We start from the raw sequence: 24973 nt of genomic DNA, 5'->3' as shown, positions 1-24973 counted from the left end.
GGCAGGATTGCTTCAGCCTCACAAACCACATACAATACCCTGAAGCTCCTTCGGATCGAACTACGGTCCGAATCTTAAAATGGCGCATAAAAAAAGCCCTAACTTTCGTTAGCGCTTTTTTAGTCGGGCTGGCAGGATTGTTTCAGCCCCACAAACCACATACAACACCCTGAAGCTCCTTCGGATCGAACTACGGACCGAATCTTAAAATGGCGCATAAAAAAAGCCCTAACTTTCGTTAGCGCTTTTTTTGTCGGGCTGGCAGGATTGCTTCAGCCCCACAAACCACATACAATACCCTGAAGCTCCTTCGGATCGAACTACGGACCGAATCTTAAAATGGCGCATAAAAAAAGCCCTAACTTTCGTTAGAGCTTTTTTTGTCGGGGTGGCAGGATTCGAACCGTTATCATACTCTACTTTTACTTTTCTTATTTTAATCTGATTATTAGGTGTTTACACATTCTATTACTTATCTTTACCTAACCATGCAAAGGTGAAATATGGTAATATTAAGCATTTTTGTCCGAAATATGTCCGAGAAATATGAAAGTAAATTTTTATTTAGACAAGCCCTATAACCCCGATATTGCGCCTGAAAAGGTCAAACAGGAACTGGCAAAGATTGGAGGGAAAAAGAAAAACCTTGCACAGAAGTTCTGGAATCCATCGCCCACTGCGCTGTACCTCTTCTTTTCACCGGATAAATCCTGTAGGATAAAATACAGGACAAACTATAAGATATTGCCCAAAAGTTGGGATTTTGAAAAGGAAAGGCTTAAACCAAGTGCCAGCGGAGCGTTGGAATTCAATGTCGAGCTGAACACCCTTGCCAATCTCTGCATCCGGGAAGCAATGGGCAAAAAAGACAAAAACCAGTTTCTATCCAAGGAGGATTATAAACAGATCATACAGGGCTGTATCGACAGGGACAATGCGGTAAGCAACGAAATATCCATTTCCCGTCTAAAAATACAGTTCCTGTCCTATAAATCCAATTTTGTCAAAGAAGGCACATTAAAAGAATACAGGACGGTATTTAAAGGTCTGGAAGACTTTGAAAAACAGAAAGGTATAAATCTTGTCCTTAGGGAACTGGACAGCAAATTTCTTGACCAGTTTGAGGTATTCCTAAGCAAGAAGAGGAATACGAACGATAAAGAAAAGGAAGGTTTGCTAAATGACACCATACACAAATACATATCCACGCTAAAGGTATTCCTAAAGTGGTGCAACGACAATGATTATCTGGTGCATCCCGATGTTTTCAAAACGCAAAAAACAAATTTCAAGAAGAAAGCCTACAATGAGATCATTGCCCTGTCCGAAGCCGAAATAGAGAAACTGATGAACCATGATCTTTCGGACAGACCCAGTCTGGAAAGAGTACGGGATCTGTTCTGTCTATTGTGCTACACAGGGCAACGATTTGAGGATCTGATCAACTTCGATCCAAAGGATATAAAAAACAATGCTTGGGACTTTATTTCGGTAAAGGTCAAGAAAAGGGTAATCGTACCTTTTGAGGGGTACATAGCCCCTGCAAAGGATATTTTGGAACGTATCGGTTACAACGTACCCAAGATTTCCAACCAGAAGTTCAATGAATATATAAAGACAGTCGGAAAACTTGCCGGACTGGACGAGACCATCAAGATAACGAGGTATTCGGGCAAGCAAAAGCTGGTGATAGAAAAAAGGAAGTACGACTTTCTATCGAGCCATGTCGGCAGGCGATCAATGGTAACGAACCTGCTAAGCAGGAACGTACCGATCACCCTTGTGCAGAAACTAACTGCACATTCCGACATACGGACTTTAATGAAATATGAATCGGCAAGCACAGATTCGTTAATTGACGCACTCAATAAATTTTAAAATTATGGCAGACAGATTTTTTAAATACAAACAGGCTTTCAACTCTTCAAACCATTATTTCGATATCGGTCTCCCCTTATTGAGCTTTTTACAGCCCAGATCAATGTCAGACAAACACTTTGTGAACAAAGTGCTATTACTGCATCCAGAAAGATTCACGCCCTATTATGAATATCATTTAGATTACTTTTTCAAACAGAGTAAAAGTAAAAACGAAGAAAAATTCTTCAAAAAAGTGATCACTGTATGTGAAGATGAGATAGAACATTTCAGATCAAAGGCAAAAAACAGATCGTATTTCTGGGACGATAAGAAAAAATACGAAGGATATATCGAAAAGGTTGAAAACTTTATTGACAGGCTGAAATCACGTGACGTTTGGGGAATTATCGGTACCGAAAGTGAGCGAAACCAGAGATTGATACAAGAGATCAAAATCCTAAAACAACAACTGGAAGATTTTGTGGTAGCTCCTAAACATAAGATTAAAGTAAGGTGTGCCGATAAAAACCATCTGTTTAGCCTGTTTGAAGCTATTGGTGCAATTCCGAACACTTCTTTAGAACCTACCGATCAAGAAACTATGTTTTCCGAGCTTCCGTACAGAACATGGGCTAAGTTAGTTTCAAATCATTTCAAAATCAATGATGAAGAAATACCATTGGGAACCGCACTGAACTACTTTGACAGTACCACTTCACTAAGGGAAAAAGATCGAATTTTCGAAATTAAAGTATCCAAACGGAAACCAAAGAATAGCTGAATGACAGTTGTTTAGCATTTATTTTTGCCTTTCACCCCCCGAAAGGCATTATAAAATGGCCATAAAGCCAACTTTGCTCATGTTAATTCACTCGAAGAAAGTGGCCACGACTTCGGATCATTAAACATATAAACATGAGCAAAGTATGATTCAATTTGACCAAAAAGCCCTTAAAGATTGCATCAAGGATGCTGTAAGGGAAGAACTTCACCTTTTTATTTCAGATGTGCAACACACATCGAGCAACACCGAAACCCGGTCTTCCGAGAAACTATTGACCAAAAAGGAAATGGCGGACGAACTTGACATTTCACTCGTCAGCCTGACCGAGTGGATGAAGCAGGGACGTATCCCCTACATGCGTATGGGAAAGCGGATCTATTTCAAAAAACAGGAGGTAGTGGCTTCAATGGCCGGCTTCAACCGGAACAAAGGAGGTAAATAATGATCTCGTTTAACCAGGACACAGCCACGGCACTGGACAGGGCTATAGTAAAAATAACAGATGAATTTTTAGAACCTCCTATCATGATAACAATCAGCAATTCCGATTCCGTTATCGGTACATTAGGGAATTTCAGCGCATCCACGGGAAAGGCGAAGAGCAGGAAAACATTCAATGTGATTTCATTGGTGGCTGCTGCATTGAGCGGAAAACAGATATTACAATACAAGGTCAAAGTTCCCATAAACCGTCCATTGGTGCTGTACTGCGATACAGAGCAGAGCAAGTTCCATTGCCACAGGTTGCTTTCAAGGGTCTACAAGCTCATAAATTACCCGACAACGGAAGTCCATGAAAACCTAAAATTCATATCCTTGAGGGAATACCCCACCAAAGAGCGCATTAGTATCATCGAATATGCCCTGTCCAAATATGCGGGCAGGATAGGTCTGGTGATCATAGACGGGATCAGGGATCTTGTTTACGACATCAATAATGCAACGGAAGCGACTGAAATTACCGGCAAGCTGATGAAATGGTCACAGGAACTAAATATCCATATCCATACCGTGCTACACTTAAACAAGGGAGATGACAACACAAGAGGCCATTTGGGGACTGAATTGAACAATAAGGCAGAATCCATCTTACAGGTCACCAAAAGCGATCTGGATGCAAACTACAGCACCGTGGCCCCAAAGTTCATCAGGGATATCGAGTTTGAGCCATTTACCTTTTATATAGATGATGGTTTGCCCGTACTGGACGAGAACTTTGACCTGTCAGGCACTGCATCGAGAAAAGGGTTCGACTATCAGGAGCTTTCCAAAGAGAACCATCGGGAAGTGTTACAGGAAATGTTTAACGATAGCGAAATAACCTGCAGTTATGATGACTTTGTCCGAAGATTAAAGGACGCTTATCTAGCAAAAGGCTTCAATTTCGGCATCAATAAAGCCAAACAGCTAAAGACGTTTCTGGAAAACAAACGGATGGTCATCAAGAACGATAAGACCTACCGGTTTAATCCTGAATTCTATTACTAAAAAAACAGGTTTAGTTTAGTCCGCCCCTATATAGTATTAGACTAAACTAAACCTACTTAAAAGATTACGATTATGACATGTGATGAACTTAAGCGCATACCGCTCATATCCATATTAAATTACCTGCAGATTCCGTGTGCCAGAATGAACAGCCGTGAAGCATGGCTTAGAAATCCGTTCAATGGAGGGAACGAAAGAACCGCTTCGACAAAGGTGGATATACACAGAAATATCTGGTATTCGCATTCGGATGGTTTGGGAGGTAACAACATTGACTTCCTGATGAAGTTTTTGGATACGGAAAATCTATCAACTGTTTTGGATTGGGCTGATGAAAGAAAAAATATCCTTTCTTTTCACCAGCAGACCGTATTGGATAAAGTACCGATCATGCAACATGAAAATGAACGGGGGTACACCATCCTTTCCGTTAAGCCTCTCGGGAATAAAGCTCTGACGGACTATCTGACCGACGTACGCAAAATAGATATTGAAATTGCCAGAGCATACTGTCAGGAAATCTATTACAGGACGGCAAATGGACAGACGTACTTTGCCGTCTGTTTTAAGAATGATGCAGGTGGATACGAACTGCGCAACAGCTATGACAAACGCTCCCTATTGACAAAGGGGATCACTACGATCGGTAACGGTAGCAAAGATGTTGTACTGTTTGAGGGCTTCACAGATCTGCTGTCCTTTATGACGTTAAAAAAGAATGCAGGTAAGCCGTATCTAAATACGAACTTCTGTATCCTGAATACGACCGCCAATCTGCAAAAAGCATATCCATTCTTAGAGCGACATAACAGAATAACAAGCTATCTGGACACAGATAGCAGTGGTTTAAAATCGTACCACACCTTGCGAAGCCATTTTAAGAAAACGCACACCGTAAAAAATGGAATGGAAGAACTGCAGAGGCAAGACAACAGGATCAAGGATGTCAATGACTACCTGATATTCAGATCACACAAAGAACAAATTCATAGCACCCAATCGGGAAGAAAGCTATCGAATAGGTAGGAAGCAAGGTTGTGTTTTGGTGACCCCAAAACCTATAAGCTCCCGATGGTCACAGCTAAAAAGAAACAAGATGAAAAATAACAAGAAAAAAGGCGGAAGACCCGCACTCGAAAATAAAAAGAAGTTCAGGATCAACGTACGTTTCGATGAGTTGGAACATAAAAGAGTTTTACAGAATGCAACAATTGCAGGCATGAGCAAATCCGAATGGGTACGCAAATCTGCGACCCTTCGCAAGATCGCTCCGAGGTTTACCGAAGAACAGCTCAAAGCATTGAGGGCGATTACTGGAGCTTCAAACAATCTCAATCAGCTAACGAAAAAAGCACATCAATCCGGATTACTAGACATCGCAACAGAATGTCAGAATACGATCAGCCATATCAATTATTGTATCGATAAAATACTACACCATGATAGCCAAGTTAATTGAAGGAAGATCATTTGGAGGATGTGTTGCTTATGCCTTAAAGAAAGATAGTGAAATTATTCATTCAGTAGGACTGCGGACAGATAATGCAAAAACCATTATACAAGATTTCAATTTTCAAAGAATGTTAAATCCGAAACTCGGTAAGGCAGTCGGTCATATTATCCTCTCATGGAACACTGCAGACAAGGACATGCTCAGCAATGATATCATGATATCATCTGCCAAGCGTTATCTTTCCAAAATGGGCATTAGGGACACACAATGCCTAATGGTTAGGCATTACGATCGACAGCACGATCATATTCACATCCTCTTTAATCGGGTCAACGATCATGGCAAAACCATATCAAACAGTAATCAGCGGTATAAGAGTTTTAAAGCCTGTAAAGAATTAAATACCCTATACGGTTTCAAGCAATCAGAAGGTAAACAAAATGTAAACCGAGGACGATTAAAAGGCAATGACCTTATAAAGTATCAGATCCATGACACCGTAAAAGCAGGTATCAAAGCTTGTAGAAATTGGAATGAACTAGAAAACTATATCAAATATAGAGGAGTATCAATCCAGTTCAAACACAAATCGGGATTAGACGAGATACAAGGGATTTCTTTCTCCAAGGACGGACAAGTATTTCGAGGCTCTGCCATTGACCGTTCATTAAGCTTCGGACAGATAGACAAGGCGCTAAATAGCATGGATAACACAGAAGAGCTACAGCAGACAATAGAAAACACCCAATCAGCAGATCAATCCATGGATAACAGCATCATTAGTGCAATTGGAGAAATCACATCTGCACTATTCTCTATCCCTCAAATCGCACCAGAACAAGAAGATCCTTGGAGAAAAAAAAGAAAAAAGAAAGAAAATAATACATTTAAACGTTAAAGACAATGCATACAGAATTACAAAACATTAAACAACAGGTAGACGCTCTACAAGAAAACATAGACTTAATTACGCAAGATATTGTGCGAATCATGCCGACTATCATATCGCTACTTTCTGAAAATGAAAAGAAAATGAAAGATTTTCATGAGATACGAACACAGGATCAGGAAGTTCTGACGCAAATAAAAGGATATATCAAGCGTGAAAATGAAATCCTATCCAAAATCATCAATGATTATAGCTCTCTTCAAGATGTCGCCAATGAAATTGTTACTACAACTAGACAGGAATTAGTCGTATTAGCAGACAAAGAAAAAGAGATTGTGTCAAAGATTTCAGAGATTCCCGAACAGGTCATTGTGAAGCATCAATATGGCATTGATTTGAAATCAACTCCTGTGGTGGTTGTTATGGTATTATTTTCGGTCATAATCTCACTAGGGCTTGGTACTTTATACGAGAAGAATAGACAAATTGACAACATAAAATCATATGAGATGCGTTATCGAATGATGGAATTGGAATTACCAAGTTTAACATCTCATATTGACTCTTCTTACTCTTTAAACCCCAATAAATTCCATGATTTGGTGATAAAAAAAGAAGAACAACAGCGCCTAAAATGGAGCATACAGGAGAAGCAGAGAGAAATTCATGAATTACAGGATTAAGTTTTAAATTCAAATACCTTAGGGCATCGAAACTAAGGTATTTAAACCTCCATCATCTTGCCAAACTGCCGTTGCAACTGGTTATTTCTCTGTTAAGTTCTCTTTCATATACTCTGCAATAATTATTTCGTTTGTGTCCTTGCTGTTTGATAAAGTTTCAATGATTTTATTCTGCTCCGTTTCCGATCTATTTTGGCTTAATTTCTTTTTAGCTTGTAAGTCGGTTACAAGGATTTCAAAGGCAACAATTCCTTTTGACATTCTTAATTTATATTCTTCTGAAAAATTGTTCCATTGTTGTCGATATGTTGTTTCGTAATTGTCAATTGTCGCTTCCAGAATTTCAAAGGTCTTTTCTTGTTCAGTTATTAATTTTCCTTGCCCATAGGCGTGAATTGAAATATAGTTCCAAGTTGGCACATTTAGTTCTTTGTCATAGTTTTTTGTAGAAATGTATGCGTGGGGTTCACTAAAAATAACTAAAACAGAACTATCTTCAATGTCTTGCCAATGCTCATTGGCTTTTGCAAAATGTGAAGTTAAAACTATATGATCATCTTTCGTAGTTACAACAAATGGTAAATGTGTTGCGATTGGAAAATTATTTTTTGAGGTAATAATAGTCGCAAAACTAAACCGTTTAATAAAATCAATAATTTCTGTTTTGTCTGTCACTAAGTTTACTTTTGGAATATACATTTTTCGATTTCTTTCTAAATTTTAGGTTTATTTAAATATAGTCACTAATGTTTTAGCTCTTTACGTTTGGGCGGGATTACAGCTTCAATTTATCACTAAAGTTTAATCGAAGTATAAAACTCTAAGATTGAACGTCAGCCCACCTGACTCAAGCCCCTTGTTAACAGTGTTTTTTTATTTACGTCCGACAAGTTTGTCTAACCATTTTACTTTCTCTTTAACAACTCCAATTTTATTCTTATTAGGGTTCCAAAGGGAATTAGTTTGTGTCTTAGCATATTTTCCTGCTAATTCTTCATATATTTTTGCTTGTTCAAAATTTCTTTTATACTCTGCAATTACTATCATTACAGAATACATAATGTAATTTTGAACAGGAAATATTAAAGTGTCTTCATTTAGTTTTTCTGTCAGCAGATTTTCAACTTTATCATACAATTCTGTTTTTTCTGCACGAATTACAGCCTCAGAAAAGTTTAAATATGCAGTCGTGACAACATTCGGAAATTCTTTTTCAATATCGAGTGATTTCTGAAAATATTCTAAAGCAGTATTGTATTCTTCTCGAAGCTTATAAATTTCACCTAATAAATTATAGGTTTGGCTCTTTTCAATTCGGTTCTCTGGATAGTCCTTCAGAATTTTATTCAAAAGTGTCTCTGAAACAGACAAAAGATTTTTGTCCTTCGTCTCAATAAGTTCTATCGCTTGAACTCTTAAATATTGGGCTCGACTGTCTTTTCTTGCACGTCCAAGTTTAGCGAAGTATTCTTCTTCGTCTGTTTTAGTCCAAGTTTTTCGTCTGTACCAATCTGTCATTGTCGAGTCTTTCTAAAATTACTACTAACCTATTTTTTAGCTTAGCTAATATACAAAATATTAAACACTGTAAAGCGCAACAATATATGAATAAAGTATTATCACTACATAGATAACGAATCCCTAGGTCATGAGAATATCAAGACTACCATGATATACACACATATCACAGATATTGATAAGAAAAAAGACCCCAAGCCCACTAGATTTTTTATAATTTCTAAGAAAAGCACTATATGAGACTACATTAATCTAGACTTACCTATCTTAATATTAAATTGAAAAACAAGCAATTTCGTCCGAAATATGTCCGAAAACAGAAAAAGCCACTGATTATCAGTGGCTTTTGTCGGGGTGGCAGGATTCGAACCTACGACCTCCACATCCCAAATGTGGCGCGATACCGGGCTACGCTACACCCCGAAAAGGTATCACCTTTGTTTTTGTGTGGCACAAATATACAATCTTATTTTTATTCATCAAAGAGGTAAATATAACATTAAATTAACCCTCTGATTACGTGTGAAATAATTTACAAAATCATCATGCAGCTTCTCTATTTTGATTCTAAATTAAAAATATGTCTGAAAATAATAGCTGTTTCACTACAGGAGTTTTTATATTAGCATAGTATTAACATTACATGCTCTCAACAATTTAATTTTAGCATGTACTTTGTTTAAAAATAGCGACATGTATTTAAAGCATATTTTCTTTTTTTTCACCCTTTTACTCCTATTCAGCTGTGTGTCAAACACAACGAATGAAAAGGATAACAACAATGATATCAAAATTATTGATGGCAAGGAATATGTGTTAACGAAAGTGGAAAAGCTAGAGGATTACCTATTGGCTCTCGATTCAACTGATGTAAAGAGTCTAACGAAAGCAAATAAAAAATTCAAAGAACTTTTTAGTGAGCAAGATAGCCTAGAAAATGATTTAGCGGTGCTAAGTATTTTAGATTATTTTGATAAAGTATCCACATATGCGACGCCATTTATTTTCGAAGAAAAGGTTGACTATAGACCATTAGTAGATATTGAATTTAATAAAGCATCCAATGATATCCCTAGTCCTTTGGAAAATACCTATGAAACTATTAATGAAAATGGTTTACGGGTAAAAGAAACGGAAGGTATGTTTATGTTAGAGGTTAATCCACTATATATTCAAAAAGAGTATTATCCTTTTATCAGCAAAAATTTAGAAATTTATTTACAGCAATTAGGTAAAGAGAATATTGAAGGATTTGCACAAGATGCTGCTATTGTTATTCCATTTCAATCTTTAGTTCAACGAACTATTTGGTGGGAGGATTTTTCAAACAGCACTAAAAATTCTGCAATTGGAAAAAAGGCAACTGACCTTTACAACTATTATTTTAGTAACCTTTGTATTGGAATGGATAATACTCCAGCCATAGAAAGTGAACAAATAGCTGCTTACTTCCAAGATGCCTATAACTACTTAAAAGAAATTGCGCCAAATTCCACAACCTATCAGCGATTGAAACTCTATGTTGAATTGTTGGAGCAAGAAAAAATCGATGAAGCCAAAAGTTTAGTACCAGGCTTAATTTCGAATGAATAAAACTATGATTTATCTATTGAATCAATGAAATTACAAGATAGTCCACGAGAAGATATTCAAGGAATTGATGATATTAAAATTTTTGTAAACTCATTTTACGGTGTTATACAAAATGATTCTCTTTTGGGGCCTATTTTTAATGCAGTGATACAAGACCGTTGGGATGCTCATTTAGCAATCATGTATACTTTCTGGCAAACTATATTATTTGATCAGCACACCTATTCAGGTCGTCCTTTCCCTCCACATGCTAAATTACCTATAGAAAAAGCCCATTTTGACCATTGGTTATCCTTATTTAGAGCAACAATTGATCGCTTATATGTAGGACCTATCGCTGAAGAAGCTAAATCAAGAGCTGAAAAAATGGCGCTATTATTTCAAATCAAACTCGACCATATTCGCAACAACCCTTTTAAACCGATATTATAATTCATTTTAGAATCGTTAGGATTTAGAATTAAACCTATTTTTGCCCTATGGGAAGAAATTTATTCAAACCTGCAAAGACGGTAGACTTACATGCCGAAAGTTTTATAGCAAATATCGAAGCATACGACACGAATGAATTATTAGGCGAGTCAATCGATATTCTACGGGAAAATTTAGATGCAGCTATATATTGGGGTTACCCGGAAATTAAGTTTATCCATGGCCGAGGAACAGGGAAATTAAAACAAGCCGTTTATGAAGAATTAAAAATCTATAAAGATCAAGGAGCTATCAGGCAATATTATTCATCCTATCAAAATGAAGATATTGTGGTCGTAATCATAGGCATCTAAAAAATAAGAGCTCAACATCTATTGAGCTCTTATTCTATTTATTTTGCAGGTGTAATGCTAATTTTTCTAAATTCTATTGGACCGTGATCCCCTTGAATGTAAATTGGACCTGGTTCACCTTCGTTGCTATCTAAAGCACCACCAGTAATGCCTGGAATCTCTTGTTGATTGATGACCGTTTTACCATTAACTACGATAGTTACTAAGCGTCCAACTAAAGTAATATCCATCGTTTGCCATTCATTAGCCGCTAAATTAGCCATAGCATTTGGCGCTAAGAATCCATATACTGCACCAAAATACAGTGATCCGGGGTGTCTATCTTTTGGAGAATCTTCGATCTGTACTTCATATCTTCCCCTTAAATAAAGTCCAGAATTACTTCCTTCCGGATATTTAAACTCTACACTTAACTTAAAGTCTTCAAACTTCTGTTCTGTGATTAAATTTGCACCAGCAGATTCATTCGTTAAAATACCCTCTTTTACAACCCATTTATTATTTTCATTAGATGGTTTCCATCCAGCTAAATCAGTTCCATTAAACAAGTTAATCGATTCTCCCCAAGCTACCTCACCCACTCTATTTAAATATGGAGCCTTTACTCCAGTAAATGAATATTTTTCTCCAGCACTATTAGATATAGTACCTTTCAAACCACCAGCGGCAAGTTCACCCTCGATAATAAAATCTCCTTCAGTGCCTTCCCATTGTGGAGGAATAGCAAAAGAAAATTTACCATCTACTAATTTAATATGCGAAACAGGACGAGAACTACCACTGTCCCCTACCCATGCCCCAACTAAGGTGCTAAATCCAGATAATTTAATTTCTAACCAAGAAGGAACAGATTTCCCCGCTTTATCTACTGTTAAATCCCATCGTCCGATCAAATCTTTAGATTCCTCAGGAATCGTTTGGCTGGCAGGATTATGCTCTACTTCTTCTTTTTTTTCTGCCGGTTGGTTTGTACATGAAGTTAGAGAAACCCCTAACAAACTACTGAATACAAGACCAAAAGCTACTTGTTTTATCATGTCTTTATTTATTAAATTTATACTATACCACAAAATATTGTTCCCAACCCTTCTTAGGAGGTGGACCAATTAATAATCCATTGGCAAATTTATCATTTACAATTTCCTTTTTCAACGGGTCAAAAACTATTTTGGTATTTAGTCGCTGAGCAATAACTCCTAAACAGAACACTTGACTTAAAGGTCCTGCAATATCAAAAGGAGATCGGGTTTTTTCTTGTCCTTTACAGGCCTTAAGAAAATTAGCAAAGTGATTTGAAGGAGAAGCAGGTACCTCAGGTAGTCGGGACGCCATATCTTTTGCTTTATCCTCAGGAATAATGGATAAGGTACTTGCATGCGAGCCTCCTTTAAAGGTTAGGTCTTTGGAATATATAATTTTTCCAGGATTTAATTTTACAGGCTCTAATTTTCCAGTACTCGGAGGTGGAATATTCGGGTCTAGACCAGATACACCGTAGCCCTCAGGTATAGGAGGAAGATTATCCACTCCATCATGCCACATAATATCTAATGCAGGCATCTTTTTCCGTTTTGGAAAACTAAATCTAATGGTACTAGACATCGGGAAGAAAAAGGAATTATGACCTGCTAATTTCTCCGCACTGACTTCGGTCGGTAAACCTAATTCTAAAAACTCATGTGCGGTATCTAAAATATGAGCTCCCCAATCACCTAATGCTCCCATACCAAAATCAAACCAACAGCGCCATTGCCCATTGATAAAATCTTTATTGTAGTTATGGCCCATCGTATGCATCTGCCATAAATCCCAATCTAGGGAATTTGGAATTTCCTCTGTTTTAGGGAAATTTTTAATATTCACATCCCATCCATGCCAACGACGAGGAGAATTCATATGCCCCACAATCTTGGTCACATCTTTAATGATTCCAGCTTCTTTCCAAGCTTTAAATTGAAAATAATTTGCTTCAGAATGCCCTTGGTTTCCCATTTGTGTCGCCAATTTCGGATTCTTCTTAGCTTTCTGCATCATCAATTCGACTTCCAAAAATGTTCTAGCCATGGGTTTTTCCACATAAACATGCTTACCCAAATCTAAGGCCATCATTGTTATCGGAAAATGAGAGAAGTCTGGAACACCAACGGAGACCGCATCGATCTGATTGCCCATCTTATCAAACATTTGTCTGAAATCTTGGAATCGAGGAACATCAGGGAATTTTTCTAATATGCCTAAGGTGTGCTTAGCACCCATATCTACATCACATAAGGCTACTATATTACAAAGCCCTGTTTTATGAAATTCTAATAGAATTTCTGCTGCTCGATTACCAATTCCAACTGCGGCTAAATTAACCCGCTCATTAGGTCTTGCCATGATGACATCCGCAAAACTACTACTTGCAAAAGCCATCGCTCCTCCAGTTAAAATTGATTTTTTTAAGAAACTTCTTCTTGAAAAATGGTGATCCATCTAATTTATGATAAGGGTTTATAATTATTTCATGATTATATCCTAAAAATAAAAAAAAATCCTAAATTCATTGTGTATTTTGCAGAATTATCAATTAACCTGTTACAAACTTTTAATATCATGTATAAACCTTGGAGTAAATCAATTCTTTCTAAAGCGAGTATTTTTATCACAATTGCCTCTATCACATTATCCTGCAAATCTGCGAAAACAAGCAACAACCAATGGGAAAACCTATTTAATGGGAAAGATTTGGCTGGCTGGAAATCAGTAGCTGGCAAGGCAAAATACCTCGTGGAAGATAATTGTATCGTAGGGGTGATGACTAAAAAAACTCCTAATTCGTTTTTAATAACAGAAAAAGAATACGCTGATTTCATCTTAGAATTAGAAATTAAGCTTGAAGGCAATGCCACCAATTCGGGAATCCAAACACGAAGTCATATTGATCCTGCTGGCAATAACGGATTAGGTAAAGTATATGGCAGACAAGTGGAAATAGATCCTTCCGCTCGTTCATGGTCAGGTGGTATATATGACGAAGCTAGAAGACAGTGGTTATACCCATTAGACCTAAATCCAAGCGCTAAAACTGCTTATAAACAAAATGAATTTAACCATATCCGAATTGAAGCGATAGGTAATGAGACTAGAACATGGGTGAATGGTGTAGCGACTTCTTATGTTATTGATAGTTTAGATCGCAGTGGATTTATTGGTTTGCAAGTCCATAGTATTCCAGATGAATTAGATGGAAAAAAAGTATATTTCAAAAACATCAAAATTCAAACCGCTAATCTAAAACCAACAAAATTCCCCAATGATGTATATATCGTCAATACGGTTCAAAACAACTTAAGCACTGCAGAACAAGCTGCAGGATATAAGTTATTATTTAATGGAAACGATAATACTGGATGGAAGAGTGCTCGCGGCGGAAACTTTCCAGCAAAAGGTTGGAAGATAGAAAATGGTATTATATCTGTACAGAAATCAGATGGTGGAGAATCTACAAACGGAGGTGATATTATTACAGATGCCCAATTTAAAGCTTTTGATTTTTCATTTGATTTTAAACTAACCCCTGGAGCAAATTCAGGAATAAAATATTTTGTTACTTTAAATGAGCAAACTGCAGGATCGGCTATTGGACCAGAATACCAAATATTAGACGACGCTTTACATCCAGATGCTAAATTAGGCAAAAATGGAAACAGAACATTAGCTTCTTTGTACGATTTAATTACTTCAGACCGAAACCCTAGACCTCGTAAAGCCATAGGAGAATGGAATAGAGGAAGGATTGTCGTTGAGCCTAATAACAAGGTAACTTATTACCTTAATGGATTTAAGATGCTTGAATTTGTGCGAGGATCAGAAGATTTTAGAAAATTAGTAGCAGGAAGTAAATATAAAGATTGGAAAAACTTTGGCGAGGCTCCTCAAGGTCATATCCTATTGCAAGATCATGGAGATAATGTTTCCTTTAGAAGTTTAAAAATTAAAGAACTATAAGATTAAAAAATCCCCATTTTCACTGCCCTCATTAAGTGTCTAGCTTTTGGGGGCAGTGTCATTTGGGGTCATTATTAAAATTTCAGTTTAAATTGATTTATTTTATCCTCAAAACGGTCAAATTCTTCTTTCTGTAAATTGATAAAACTATTAGCTTCTAAACTTCCTACTACGGTGTTCATCTCTTCCAAAGATTCATACACCATTAAGCGAAATGGATTGGAGTAATCCTTACTCCTTGATTTAAATATTTCTTCACAAATCCATTTTTTCGTTGCAATTGCTTCATCAAATAATTCCAACCAAAAATCCTTATTCCAAGTTGTTACTTCTTTTCCTGTTACCTCCTGCAAGGAAGATAAGGCGTGAACAACTTTATCCTGTACATACGATTGGCTCCAGTCATGATACCTTTGATGAACTTGTTCCCAGCTTGAAACTGAACCTGATTTAATCTCATGGATTAAATCTTTTAATTTGTTTCCCGGAACCAATTGACTCCCCACATTTTCAAAATGGAAACGTTCAAATGGTTTCATACTAAGTTTTTCCAATACTGTATAAAAATGCGAAGGCTCTATTTGTTCAACGAGTTGACAAACGGCATAATAACGGATCAACTTCCTGAAGAGTTGGTAAGATTCCCTTGGCTTCAGCAATAAGACCTTACGTTTAGAACATTCGGTATTTTCCAATAACACTTCCAGATTAGTATCCACGGATTGTGTTAACCAATCTTCAGCAGTACCATCGGTTCCCAAAGCTTTTTGAACAGCTTGTTTGATTTCCTTTAATGAATCAAATAGTTCATTCACTGTATCAGGAGCCAAAATATCGTATTCAAAATATTGATTTTTGAATTTTCGTTTATCTCGACTTGTAAACTTATTCGTATTACGCATCAATGCGTACATATTATACATAAACCAATACCCAGGAACAACCACCAACCGATCATTAACCGTGTCATTACTCACTAAGCTGAATGGAATCCGAATATCCAATTCATGTAGAAAATCTCCTTTTACAATTAAGGTATAAGAAGCGAATTTAGAATTATGTTTTAAACTCACACACAAGCCTGGCCAGAAGCCCCGACCTGCAATAATTTCACCATCAGCAGCTCTAGAATTGTGATTAGACCCTACGGTAGCACCCGCTGCCATATTACTCTGCCCTTTAATCAAAGAGGCACAAAGAAACGAATTATTATGATGTTGCTCATGAGCCGGAAAAATGAGGGAATTCAATACCTCACAACAGGAAATAGTAGAATTATCCCCTAAAAAAGAATTGATTAATCGTGCTCCATATTTCAATTGTGAATAAGAAGATAAGATAAATCGAACTGCTTTAACGCCATAAAACACGCGGCAACCATAACCGATTATCCCATTCACAAGTTCACATCCTTCGCCAATTTGCGTATAAGCCTCGGATGTAGAATTTATAGTTAAATTTTTGAGTTTACTTATGCCTTTGATGTACGCATCTGAACCAATTTTAACATTTTTTATCGTGTGCGAATTCTTGATGACCGTTCGATCCCCAATTTCAGAATAATACCCTCTAGTCGAATTGAACCTATTTTCCGTCAATTCTAAAAAACGACCTTGCAAGATTTTATCATCTCGATTCCGAGTCCATAAGTAAACGTCCGCCGCTTGCATCCCATCAAAAGGGAGAACAGCCCTACCTCCATTTTCATTGCAGAGTTCTAAATGGATCCGGCTACTTTCTTGATCGCCATCTTTTAGGATACCATTCCCGAATTTAGCATTAGAACTAGTCTCCATTTCATTTACATTCAACAAGATTACCTCATTTCCTACTATAAAATGAGCGATATATCGAACCTGATGAAGACACACGGAATCCCCCAAATCACAACTTATAATTTGCGAATTGTAGATCCCGACAGGCAATCGAATATCTCGATATTCCAAGTAGACCTCCTCCATGTCGCCAATTCGGACAAATCCATAAAACTTAGACCGTTTTATTTGATGGGGTAGAAATTTATCCGTTACCAAAACGTCATTCCAATCGGTCGATTCGTTCGCATTTAATTCCAGTATACGAATCTCTTCCGCGGTAAGCGAGCGATATGTTTTATTGGATTGAAACTGCTGATTTCTTAAATAGTACTCATCCTTTCCTTCAGGCAGATATTTTTCCGGTATGAAATCGTATCCTATCCTTGACAAAGGAATCTTATTCATATATCCCATATACCTTTTATTCTACAGTAACTGATTTCGCTAAATTACGTGGCTTGTCCACATCTAAACCTCGATATACTCCAATATAATAAGATAATAATTGCAAAGGTACCACAGTCAATAATGGAGCAATTACCTCATCAGCCAATGGTACGGTCATGATATCATCTGCTATTGTAGGAGTAATTTCATCCCCTTCAGAAACGACGGCAATCACTTTCCCTTTCCTAGCTTTGATCTCCTGCATATTACTGATTATTTTTTCATGATAGGCATCCTGACTCGCTATAAACACCACTGGGAGTTGCTCATCAACCAAGGCAATAGGCCCATGTTTCATTTCAGCCGCTGGATATCCCTCTGCATGGATATATGAAATTTCTTTTAATTTCAGTGCTCCTTCCAAAGCCGTTGGAAAATTATACCCACGACCTAAGTATAATGCATCATGCGCATCTTTATATTTATAAGCAATTGCTTTAATGTTATCAACCTCATGATCCAATATCCATTGCACTTTTCCTGGAATATCATTGAGCTCATGGCATAGCGCTTGAAAACGCTCATTGGAGATTGTTCCCCGCTCTTGGGCTACCTTTAACGCCAACAGCATTAATACTGCCAATTGAGCGGTATAAGCTTTAGTACTGGCTACCCCAATTTCTGGACCCGCGTGGGTATAACAACCTGCATGCGAAATTCGCGCAATAGACGAACCTACTACATTGACAATCCCAAAAATCGTAGCTCCTTGTTCCTTCGCTCGCTCTAATGCGACGAGCGTATCTGCAGTTTCCCCACTTTGTGATATTGCAATAATCACATCATCCCCATCAATTATTGGATTTCTATACCTAAATTCCGAAGCATACTCGACTTCCACATTTATTCGACACAGTTCCTCGATCACATATTCCGCCAGCAATCCAGCATGCCAGCTCGTGCCACAGGCTACAATGATTACGCGACGTGCATTCCTTAGCTTTTCCTGTATAGCATCTACGCCACTCAAGATGATTCTAGATTCATGGAGCACTAACCTTCCTCTTAATGAATCAGCAATAGTACTTGGCTGTTCAAAAATCTCCTTAAGCATAAAGTGATCATAGCCCCCCTTTTCAATGGCAGCTAACTCCAAATCCAATTTTTGAACAAATGGAGTGATTACTTCATTTCCTAAATTCTTTAATATTAATTCATCAGGTCTAACAATTGCCAATTCGTAATCGTTGATGTAAACGACCTCTTTGGTATAAGCCAACATAGGTGAAGCATCCGAACCTAAGAAATGTTCTTTATTTCCAATACCGATAACCAAAGGACTTCCTTTTCGCGCAGCGATGATGGTATCTGGTTGCTCAGCATCAATAATTAAGATGACATAGGCGCCCGTTACACGTTTTAATGCAATACGTATTGCCTCTTCTAGGCTACAAGCATTGTTCGTTTTTATATCTTCGATAAAATTCAATAATACCTCTGAATCCGTATCGCTTTGAAATTGATACCCTTCTTTTATCAATTCATTCTTTATTTGCGCATAATTCTCAATAATTCCATTGTGAATCATTGCCAAGTTTCCAGATTTAGAAATATGAGGATGAGCATTTCGATCTGAAGGTTCACCATGTGTTGCCCATCGGGTATGACCAATTCCAGTGGTTCCTAAAGTTGATGCGATACCTATATGTTCTTCCAGGGCAGCAACTTTGCCAGCCTTCTTATATACTTTTAATGAACTACCTTGTTGTAATGCAACACCAGAACTATCGTAGCCACGATATTCCAATTTCTTTAAACCATCAATAACAATAGGATAAGCTTGACGTGATCCGGTATAACCGACAATTCCACACATATTTTTCTCTTTTTAATTTAAAAATTAAGTTTATTTTGCGACTAAATATAGGAAAAATCAAATGCAATCGATTGCACAATGCAAAAAAATAAAACCGAACTATTGTTCGGTTTCGCTATACATAAATAATTTTATCAGTTCAATTCAAACTTGTAACCGACTCCTTTAACTGTCGTCACATAGTTTTCACCAATTTTTTCACGCAATTTACGAATATGTACGTCTATTGTTCTATTGGTTACCACCACCGAATCTTCCCAAATTGCTTTTAAAATTTGCTCTCTTGTAAAAACTTTATTTGGTTTCGAAGCTAACAAATACAAGAGCTCAAATTCTTTTTTAGCTAATACAAACTTATCATCATCCCGATAAACTAAAAAAGAATCTCGATCAATGATCAAATCCGAAATTTCTAATTTATCCGTTGCATAATCATCTATCGCTTCCGATGAAGTTCTTCTCAAAATCGCATTAATTCTACTCATTAATGCACGAGGCTTGATGGGTTTCGCAATATAATCGTCTGCACCAACATGAAATCCTGCTATTTCAGAATATTCTTCACTCCTTGCGGTAAGAAATACCATGAACACCTGTTTGAATTCTGGCATAGAGCGCATGATTCGACAAGCTTCTATCCCATCCATTTCGGGCATCATGACATCTAAAATTATTAAATCCGGATAAACTTCTTTCGCAATTTTTATAGCTTCTTTACCATTTGAAGCTGTATAGACTTGATATCCCTCCTTCGTAAGATTGTATGATATCAATTCAACTATATCAGATTCATCATCAACTACTAGGATTTTTTGTTTACTAGCCATATGCAGTATTTTATTTTACGCTAAGGTATATACTAATTCCTAAAATAAAGTTAACCAAATATTATGTTATTGTTAAGAGTTAAACAGGAATTAACAATACCTACTTATTAATTTAAGGTTTTAACCAAAAAATCTTCCAAAGCTTTTCCACGTAAATTTTTTGCAACTATACGACCTTCGGTATCGATTAGGTAAGATGTTGGGATCCCTTTTATCGAATAAGATATCACGTATGGTGAGCTCCAAGCTTTTAAATCCGATATATTAACCCATTCCATATGATCATCTTCAATAGCACGCATCCACGATCCCGGATTGTCATCCAAGGATACCCCTAAGACCGTAAAATTCTTATCTTTAAATCGTTGATATTGTTTCACAATATTCGGATTTTCCTGCCTACAAGGTGCACACCATGAAGCCCAAAAATCAATGAGCACATACTTACCGGCCAAATCACTTAATTTAACGGCTTTATTAGTAGGCGTAAACCCTTCCAATGCCGGCGCATGCTGACCGATAGCCAATTTTTTAAGTTTTTCTACCTCGGCTTTGAAATCATTAACATACCTATTTTCTAGAAATTTATCTTTAATCTCCTCACTGTATGCAATTAATTCGGCTTCAGCCAATTCATAATCCAATGTGCTCATTACGTAAAAACCAGCGAGGTCATGATGCTCCTTTGCAAAAGAAACCGCATCCGCTGTAAATTTCCCATAAGAAGGTTCAAACTCCAATAACATTTCTGCCCGAAGACTTTGAACCTCATTAACCTCCAAATCTGCAGTTGCTTTTGTAAAAACAGCTTGCAAAGAATCACGAACATGGTCAATATTTTCTTTTAAAGGTGCAAAAGCCTTTAACTTATTGCTTAATTCAGAACCGCTGATTTTATAGTTTTGCGGTTGTTGAAGATCAAGTGTTATCGACAATTCTTTACCAGGCTCCACGATTAAGGGAATATTATTATTTCCAACTTTGATTGTTAAAAGCCTTTCTTGCGTTGCTGGACGCTCAAATTTAAATTGATTTCCATCCGCTAAAAACACCGAGTCTAACTTATTATCTCCTTCATAAAAGCTGATAACTTTCACATTTCCAGGATTATTAACAACTCCCCGAATTAGCATACTCTCTTTGTTAGAGCAGCTCATAAAAGCAAATAATAAAAAAACAGAAGAAACGATTGCAATCCTTTTCATATAGTTTATTTTAGAAAATCCTTAGCTTTTTCAATAGCACGATCTAATCCAGTAACATCTTTACCACCAGCAGTTGCGAAGAATGGCTGTCCACCACCTCCACCTTGAATCTCTTTAGCTAATTCACGAACAATAGTTCCCGCGTTCAATTGATGTGTTTTCACCAATTCTTCGGAAATCATCACCGTTAAATTTGGCTTTCCATCAATTTCTGAAGCTAATACTAAGAATAAATTATCTACAGCTCCTTTTAAGGTATATGCCAATGCTTTTATAGCATCAAGGTTTGGTAAATCTATTTTGGTTGCCAAGAAGTTTATACCATTTACATGGATCATTTTAGCTTGCAAATCAGCCAACATGCCTTTCGACCGTTCGCGAATTTGATTTTCGATTTCTTTCTTTAATGCCGAATTTTCATCGATTAACTTTGACAAGCTTGAAACAAAATCCTTTGGATTATTTAATAATTCTTTCAGATTCCCCATTAATTCAAAATACTCACGAATCACTTGAGAAGCTTTAGAACCAGTTATCGCTTCAATCCTACGTACGCCCGCAGCCACTGCCGATTCAGACATAATTTTGAAGAAACCAATTTCTCCCGTTGCTTTCACATGCGTACCACCACACAATTCTTTAGAAAAAGCATCTTCAAAAGTAATAATGCGAACAAAATCACCATATTTTTCACCAAACAATGCCGTCACACCAGAAGCAAGCGCTTGTTGATAAGGCACTTGACGTTCTTCCTTTAAGGCAATGTTTTCCCGAATTTTACGGTTTACGATATCTTCGATCTGCTTGATTTCCTCATAAGTCAATTTAGAAAAATGTGAGAAATCAAAACGTAATAGATCAGGAGATACTAGGGAGCCTTTTTGATTAACATGATCTCCCAACACTTCTTTAAGGGCAGCATGTAGCAAATGTGTTGCAGAATGGTTAGATTCTGAATCTTTTCTTTTCGATTCATCGACTACAGCCTCTACTGTTCCCGTTAATGTACTCGGTAGCTTATCAATAAAATGAATGAATAATCCATTCTCTTTTTTGCTATCTAAAACATCTATTTTCTCATTATTATCTAAAAATCTTAAGTACCCCGTGTCCCCTACTTGACCGCCGCCCTCGGCATAAAAAGGCGTTTCAGCCAAAACTAATTGAAACTGTTCTTTTCCTTTAGCACTTACTTTTCTATATTTTACCACTTCAGTGTGTGCACTCAAGTGATCGTAGCCTATAAATTGACTTTCTTGTTGATCATTAACAGGAATCCAATCGCCAGTATCTATACTTGTTGCAGCCCTCGAACGTTCCTTTTGCGCTAACAAAGCACGTTCAAAGCCCTCCATATCCACTTGTAAATTATTTTCTCTAGCTAATAATTCTGTCAAGTCTATTGGAAATCCAAACGTATCAAATAATTCAAAAGCAAAATTACCATCGATGGATTGATGATCCCCGATGTAGTTTTCAAAACGCTGAATTCCAGCCGTTAGTGTTCTTAAAAATGAAACCTCTTCTTCTAAAATCACCTTTTCCACGAAATCCTCTTGCTGCTTCAATTCATCAAAAACATGGTGAAATTGTGCAGACAATACTGGTACTAGTTCATGGATAAAGGGTGTTTTAAAATTTAAGAACGTATAAGCATAGCGAACAGCACGTCTTAATATTCTACGGATAACATAGCCAGCCTTATTGTTCGATGGCAATTGCCCATCTGCAATCGCAAAACTAACCGCACGAATATGATCAGACAACACACGCATGGCAATATCCGTTTTCTCATCTTGACCGTATGGTATACCTGATTTATTCGCTATAAACTGAATTAATGGTTGAAATACGTCTGTATCATAATTGGAAGATTTTCCTTGTATCGCACGTACCAATCGCTCAAAACCCATTCCTGTATCGACATGTTTAGCTGGTAGTGCCACTAATGAACCATCTTTTAGGCGGTTGAACTGCATAAAAACAAGATTCCAAACTTCGATAACTTGAGGGTCATCCGCATTAACTAATGTTGCTCCTGAAACCGCATTTCTTTCCTCATCAGATCGCATATCATAATGGATTTCAGAACAAGGACCACATGGACCTGTATCGCCCATTTCCCAAAAATTATCCTTTTTATTTCCCAGTAAAATACGGTCTTCAGAAATTAATCCTTTCCATAAATCAAAAGCTTCCAGATCGCGTTGTAAGCTTTCTGTTGCATCCCCCTCGAAAATCGTAACATATAAACGACTCTTATCCAATTGATAAACGCCAGTTAATAATTCCCATGCCCATTCAATGGCTTCTTTTTTGAAGTAATCACCGAAAGACCAATTTCCTAACATTTCGAATAAAGTATGATGATACGTATCGATCCCAACTTCTTCCAAATCATTATGTTTTCCAGAAACCCGTAAACAGCGTTGTGTATCAGCAACTCGAGGATATTTGATATTGGCCTCGCCAAGAAACAATTCTTTAAACTGATTCATCCCTGCATTCGTGAACATTAGTGTCGGGTCATTCTTTACTACAACAGGTGCAGAAGGAACGATTTGATGACCTTTACTTTTAAAAAAATCTAAATAAGCTTGACGAATTTCTCTACTAGTCATTTATTTCATATCTAATTTGCTTGCAAAAGTACTAAAATTCACAAACTATTCATTAGAAATTGCCTGTTTATGACGTTAATTTAGTACTTCTTCCTATCTCTCCAGCTTAGATAAACACAATCAAATTCAGCCGGTTCATCCTTTACTAAGGATGAATAATTCTATTCCTTTTTCTAATCCATGATTCCAACAGAATTCCATCACTTGATCGAAAAATGGTAACCCATAAATTTATTTTTTAAATAAGTTTTTCCTACTTAATAGAGGAAATAAGAGAAGTTAAGCACAAGTATTCTAAGATTCAGCTATAATTTTAGTACATTTAACACAGAAATATAAAAATCTCAAAAATCCAATAAATGACAATATTAGTTCCAACAGATTTTTCTGAAAATGCACGTTATGCTGCTTTATACGCTGCCGAATTAGCCACTTCAAAAAACTACAATGTACATCTAATACATGGCTACACCAGTTCCTCAGTATTGGATGAAAATAATGATGTTTTTCGGACTAACTCGTTAAAAGCGGATGAAAAGATCCAGGAGTGGAAAACCCTATTAACGCAGGCTTTTCCGGCATTAACCGTTACCATTCAATGCACTAGAAGCTTAATTACAGAAAAACTATCCGAATTATCTCGAAATAATGAATTTGAACTCATTATTATGGGAGCATCTGGTGCTAGTACTTCACAACCGATTTATTGGGGTAGCACAACCATGGCAGTCGCGTCTCAAGCAGACATCCCCGTGCTTGTCATCCCGAATACTCAAACAGCCTTGTCCACTCATCATGTGGCTTTATTAACGAATTTTAAGCCTGAAGAATTAGATACCTTGAAAGCTTGCACCCAAAGTATCGGTAATCCTCAGTTACTTACGTTAATTCACGTATTTAAGGATAGTCAACAAAAACAGGCTGTATTGGAAACCGTAGAAAATTGGATTTTCAATATCCGTGAAATGATGCCTACCGAAAAAATTGATTATATCCTAGAACCTATTCATAAAGACGATGAAACCTTGGATACTGTTCCTGAAGTGGTAAGTAATATTATTCGTAAACTTAATCCGGATATGATTTTAGTTACTCCTTCTCGAAAATCTTTTTTTGAGAGACTTTTTAAAACTTCCGTTTCTAAAGCCATCGCATTAGAATTGGAAAAACCTACATTTTTTGATAAAATTTAATAAT

The 24973-nt window shown here is 36.9% G+C and carries 22 protein-coding genes and 1 tRNA gene; 13 read left to right on the top strand and 10 right to left on the bottom strand.

Features of this window, described 5'->3' with window-relative positions; translation table 11 throughout:
• Positions 1-546 precede the first annotated feature (546 nt).
• The 8 genes from ACFRAE_RS16400 to ACFRAE_RS16365 all read left to right on the top strand — a co-directional run bounded on the left by ACFRAE_RS16400 (position 547) and on the right by ACFRAE_RS16365 (position 7157).
• On the top strand, positions 547-1878 hold the full coding sequence (locus tag ACFRAE_RS16400) for a tyrosine-type recombinase/integrase (RefSeq protein ID WP_422798255.1): 1332 nt from the start codon (positions 547-549) through the stop codon (positions 1876-1878).
• 4 nt (positions 1879-1882) lie between these two features.
• Positions 1883-2641, top strand: coding sequence for a hypothetical protein (locus tag ACFRAE_RS16395; RefSeq protein ID WP_026357447.1), 759 nt, complete (start codon positions 1883-1885; stop codon positions 2639-2641).
• A 145-nt stretch (positions 2642-2786) separates the two neighbouring features.
• Positions 2787-3086 (top strand): helix-turn-helix domain-containing protein, encoded by a 300-nt coding sequence (locus ACFRAE_RS16390; protein ID WP_019974745.1) that lies wholly within the window; start codon positions 2787-2789, stop codon positions 3084-3086.
• The gene (locus ACFRAE_RS16385) at positions 3086-4132 is read left to right on the top strand and encodes an AAA family ATPase (RefSeq protein WP_019974744.1); all 1047 of its coding nucleotides are present in this window, start codon (positions 3086-3088) and stop codon (positions 4130-4132) included. The genes ACFRAE_RS16390 and ACFRAE_RS16385 overlap by 1 nt, the downstream gene beginning before the upstream one ends.
• A gap of 144 nt (positions 4133-4276) precedes the next feature.
• Positions 4277-5158, top strand: a complete 882-nt coding sequence (locus tag ACFRAE_RS16380) for a toprim domain-containing protein (RefSeq protein ID WP_422798254.1) — start codon at positions 4277-4279, stop codon at positions 5156-5158.
• 70 nt (positions 5159-5228) lie between these two features.
• Positions 5229-5591 carry a plasmid mobilization protein gene (locus ACFRAE_RS16375; RefSeq protein ID WP_422798253.1) on the top strand — a complete coding sequence of 121 codons (363 nt, stop codon included), beginning with the start codon at positions 5229-5231 and terminating at the stop codon, positions 5589-5591.
• Positions 5572-6483: a relaxase/mobilization nuclease domain-containing protein gene (locus ACFRAE_RS16370; protein WP_422798252.1), complete on the top strand. Its 912-nt coding sequence runs from the start codon at positions 5572-5574 to the stop codon at positions 6481-6483. Before ACFRAE_RS16375 ends, ACFRAE_RS16370 begins: the two co-directional genes overlap by 20 nt.
• A 5-nt stretch (positions 6484-6488) precedes the next feature.
• Positions 6489-7157 carry a hypothetical protein gene (locus tag ACFRAE_RS16365; RefSeq protein WP_422798251.1) on the top strand — a complete coding sequence of 223 codons (669 nt, stop codon included), beginning with the start codon at positions 6489-6491 and terminating at the stop codon, positions 7155-7157.
• Between the two features lie 81 nt (positions 7158-7238).
• Here the strand turns inward: ACFRAE_RS16365 and ACFRAE_RS16360 are convergent, their stop codons facing one another.
• The 3 genes from ACFRAE_RS16360 to ACFRAE_RS16350 form a co-directional block, all read right to left on the bottom strand.
• The gene (locus ACFRAE_RS16360; protein WP_422798250.1) at positions 7239-7856 is read right to left on the bottom strand and encodes an FMN-binding negative transcriptional regulator; all 618 of its coding nucleotides are present in this window, start codon (positions 7854-7856) and stop codon (positions 7239-7241) included.
• Positions 7857-8030: 174 nt separating this feature from the next.
• Positions 8031-8675, bottom strand: a complete 645-nt coding sequence (locus tag ACFRAE_RS16355; RefSeq protein WP_422798249.1) for a hypothetical protein — start codon at positions 8673-8675, stop codon at positions 8031-8033.
• 349 nt (positions 8676-9024) lie between these two features.
• Positions 9025-9098 (bottom strand) — tRNA-Pro (locus tag ACFRAE_RS16350).
• Positions 9099-9422: 324 nt separating this feature from the next.
• On the opposite strand from ACFRAE_RS16350, the gene ACFRAE_RS16345 reads away from it, so the two are divergent.
• Genes ACFRAE_RS16345 through ACFRAE_RS16335 form a run of 3 tightly spaced genes read left to right on the top strand, consistent with a single transcriptional unit; the run spans position 9423 to position 11053 of the window.
• Positions 9423-10268, top strand: a complete 846-nt coding sequence (locus ACFRAE_RS16345; RefSeq protein ID WP_422798248.1) for a hypothetical protein — start codon at positions 9423-9425, stop codon at positions 10266-10268.
• Positions 10269-10292: 24 nt separating this feature from the next.
• A complete protein-coding gene (locus tag ACFRAE_RS16340; RefSeq protein WP_422798247.1) occupies positions 10293-10700 on the top strand; it encodes a group III truncated hemoglobin in 408 nt (135 codons plus the stop codon).
• A 47-nt stretch (positions 10701-10747) separates the two neighbouring features.
• The gene (locus ACFRAE_RS16335) at positions 10748-11053 is read left to right on the top strand and encodes a Smr/MutS family protein (protein ID WP_422798246.1); all 306 of its coding nucleotides are present in this window, start codon (positions 10748-10750) and stop codon (positions 11051-11053) included.
• Between the two features lie 38 nt (positions 11054-11091).
• Here ACFRAE_RS16335 and ACFRAE_RS16330 read toward each other — a convergent pair whose 3' ends face one another.
• Together ACFRAE_RS16330 and ACFRAE_RS16325 are read right to left on the bottom strand one after the other, a co-directional pair.
• The gene (locus ACFRAE_RS16330; protein WP_422798245.1) at positions 11092-12090 is read right to left on the bottom strand and encodes a 3-keto-disaccharide hydrolase; all 999 of its coding nucleotides are present in this window, start codon (positions 12088-12090) and stop codon (positions 11092-11094) included.
• Between the two features lie 22 nt (positions 12091-12112).
• Positions 12113-13528, bottom strand: coding sequence for a Gfo/Idh/MocA family oxidoreductase (locus ACFRAE_RS16325; protein WP_422798244.1), 1416 nt, complete (start codon positions 13526-13528; stop codon positions 12113-12115).
• Between the two features lie 120 nt (positions 13529-13648).
• On the opposite strand from ACFRAE_RS16325, the gene ACFRAE_RS16320 reads away from it, so the two are divergent.
• The gene (locus tag ACFRAE_RS16320) at positions 13649-15043 is read left to right on the top strand and encodes a 3-keto-disaccharide hydrolase (protein WP_422798243.1); all 1395 of its coding nucleotides are present in this window, start codon (positions 13649-13651) and stop codon (positions 15041-15043) included.
• A gap of 74 nt (positions 15044-15117) precedes the next feature.
• Here the strand turns inward: ACFRAE_RS16320 and ACFRAE_RS16315 are convergent, their stop codons facing one another.
• From ACFRAE_RS16315 to alaS, 5 genes are all read right to left on the bottom strand, one after another.
• The gene (locus tag ACFRAE_RS16315) at positions 15118-17265 is read right to left on the bottom strand and encodes a DUF4954 family protein (protein ID WP_422798242.1); all 2148 of its coding nucleotides are present in this window, start codon (positions 17263-17265) and stop codon (positions 15118-15120) included.
• A 16-nt stretch (positions 17266-17281) separates the two neighbouring features.
• A complete protein-coding gene (gene glmS, locus ACFRAE_RS16310) occupies positions 17282-19123 on the bottom strand; it encodes a glutamine--fructose-6-phosphate transaminase (isomerizing) (RefSeq protein WP_422798241.1) in 1842 nt (613 codons plus the stop codon).
• 134 nt (positions 19124-19257) lie between these two features.
• The gene (locus tag ACFRAE_RS16305; RefSeq protein WP_422798240.1) at positions 19258-19950 is read right to left on the bottom strand and encodes a response regulator transcription factor; all 693 of its coding nucleotides are present in this window, start codon (positions 19948-19950) and stop codon (positions 19258-19260) included.
• A 107-nt stretch (positions 19951-20057) separates the two neighbouring features.
• The gene (locus tag ACFRAE_RS16300) at positions 20058-21155 is read right to left on the bottom strand and encodes a redoxin domain-containing protein (RefSeq protein WP_422798239.1); all 1098 of its coding nucleotides are present in this window, start codon (positions 21153-21155) and stop codon (positions 20058-20060) included.
• Between the two features lie 5 nt (positions 21156-21160).
• Entirely contained in the window at positions 21161-23776 is a 2616-nt protein-coding gene (gene alaS / locus ACFRAE_RS16295; protein WP_422798238.1) for an alanine--tRNA ligase, read from the bottom strand.
• 359 nt (positions 23777-24135) lie between these two features.
• On the opposite strand from alaS, the gene ACFRAE_RS16290 reads away from it, so the two are divergent.
• Complete coding sequence (locus ACFRAE_RS16290) at positions 24136-24969, top strand: universal stress protein (RefSeq protein WP_422798237.1); 834 nt, start codon at positions 24136-24138, stop codon at positions 24967-24969.
• The last annotated feature ends 4 nt before the right edge of the window (positions 24970-24973 follow it).

The organism is Sphingobacterium sp. HJSM2_6 (genome assembly GCF_049316305.1).
Classification (GTDB): domain Bacteria; phylum Bacteroidota; class Bacteroidia; order Sphingobacteriales; family Sphingobacteriaceae; genus Sphingobacterium.
Note: the sequence above shows the minus strand (reverse complement) of the source record. Positions and strands in the feature narration are given on the sequence as shown.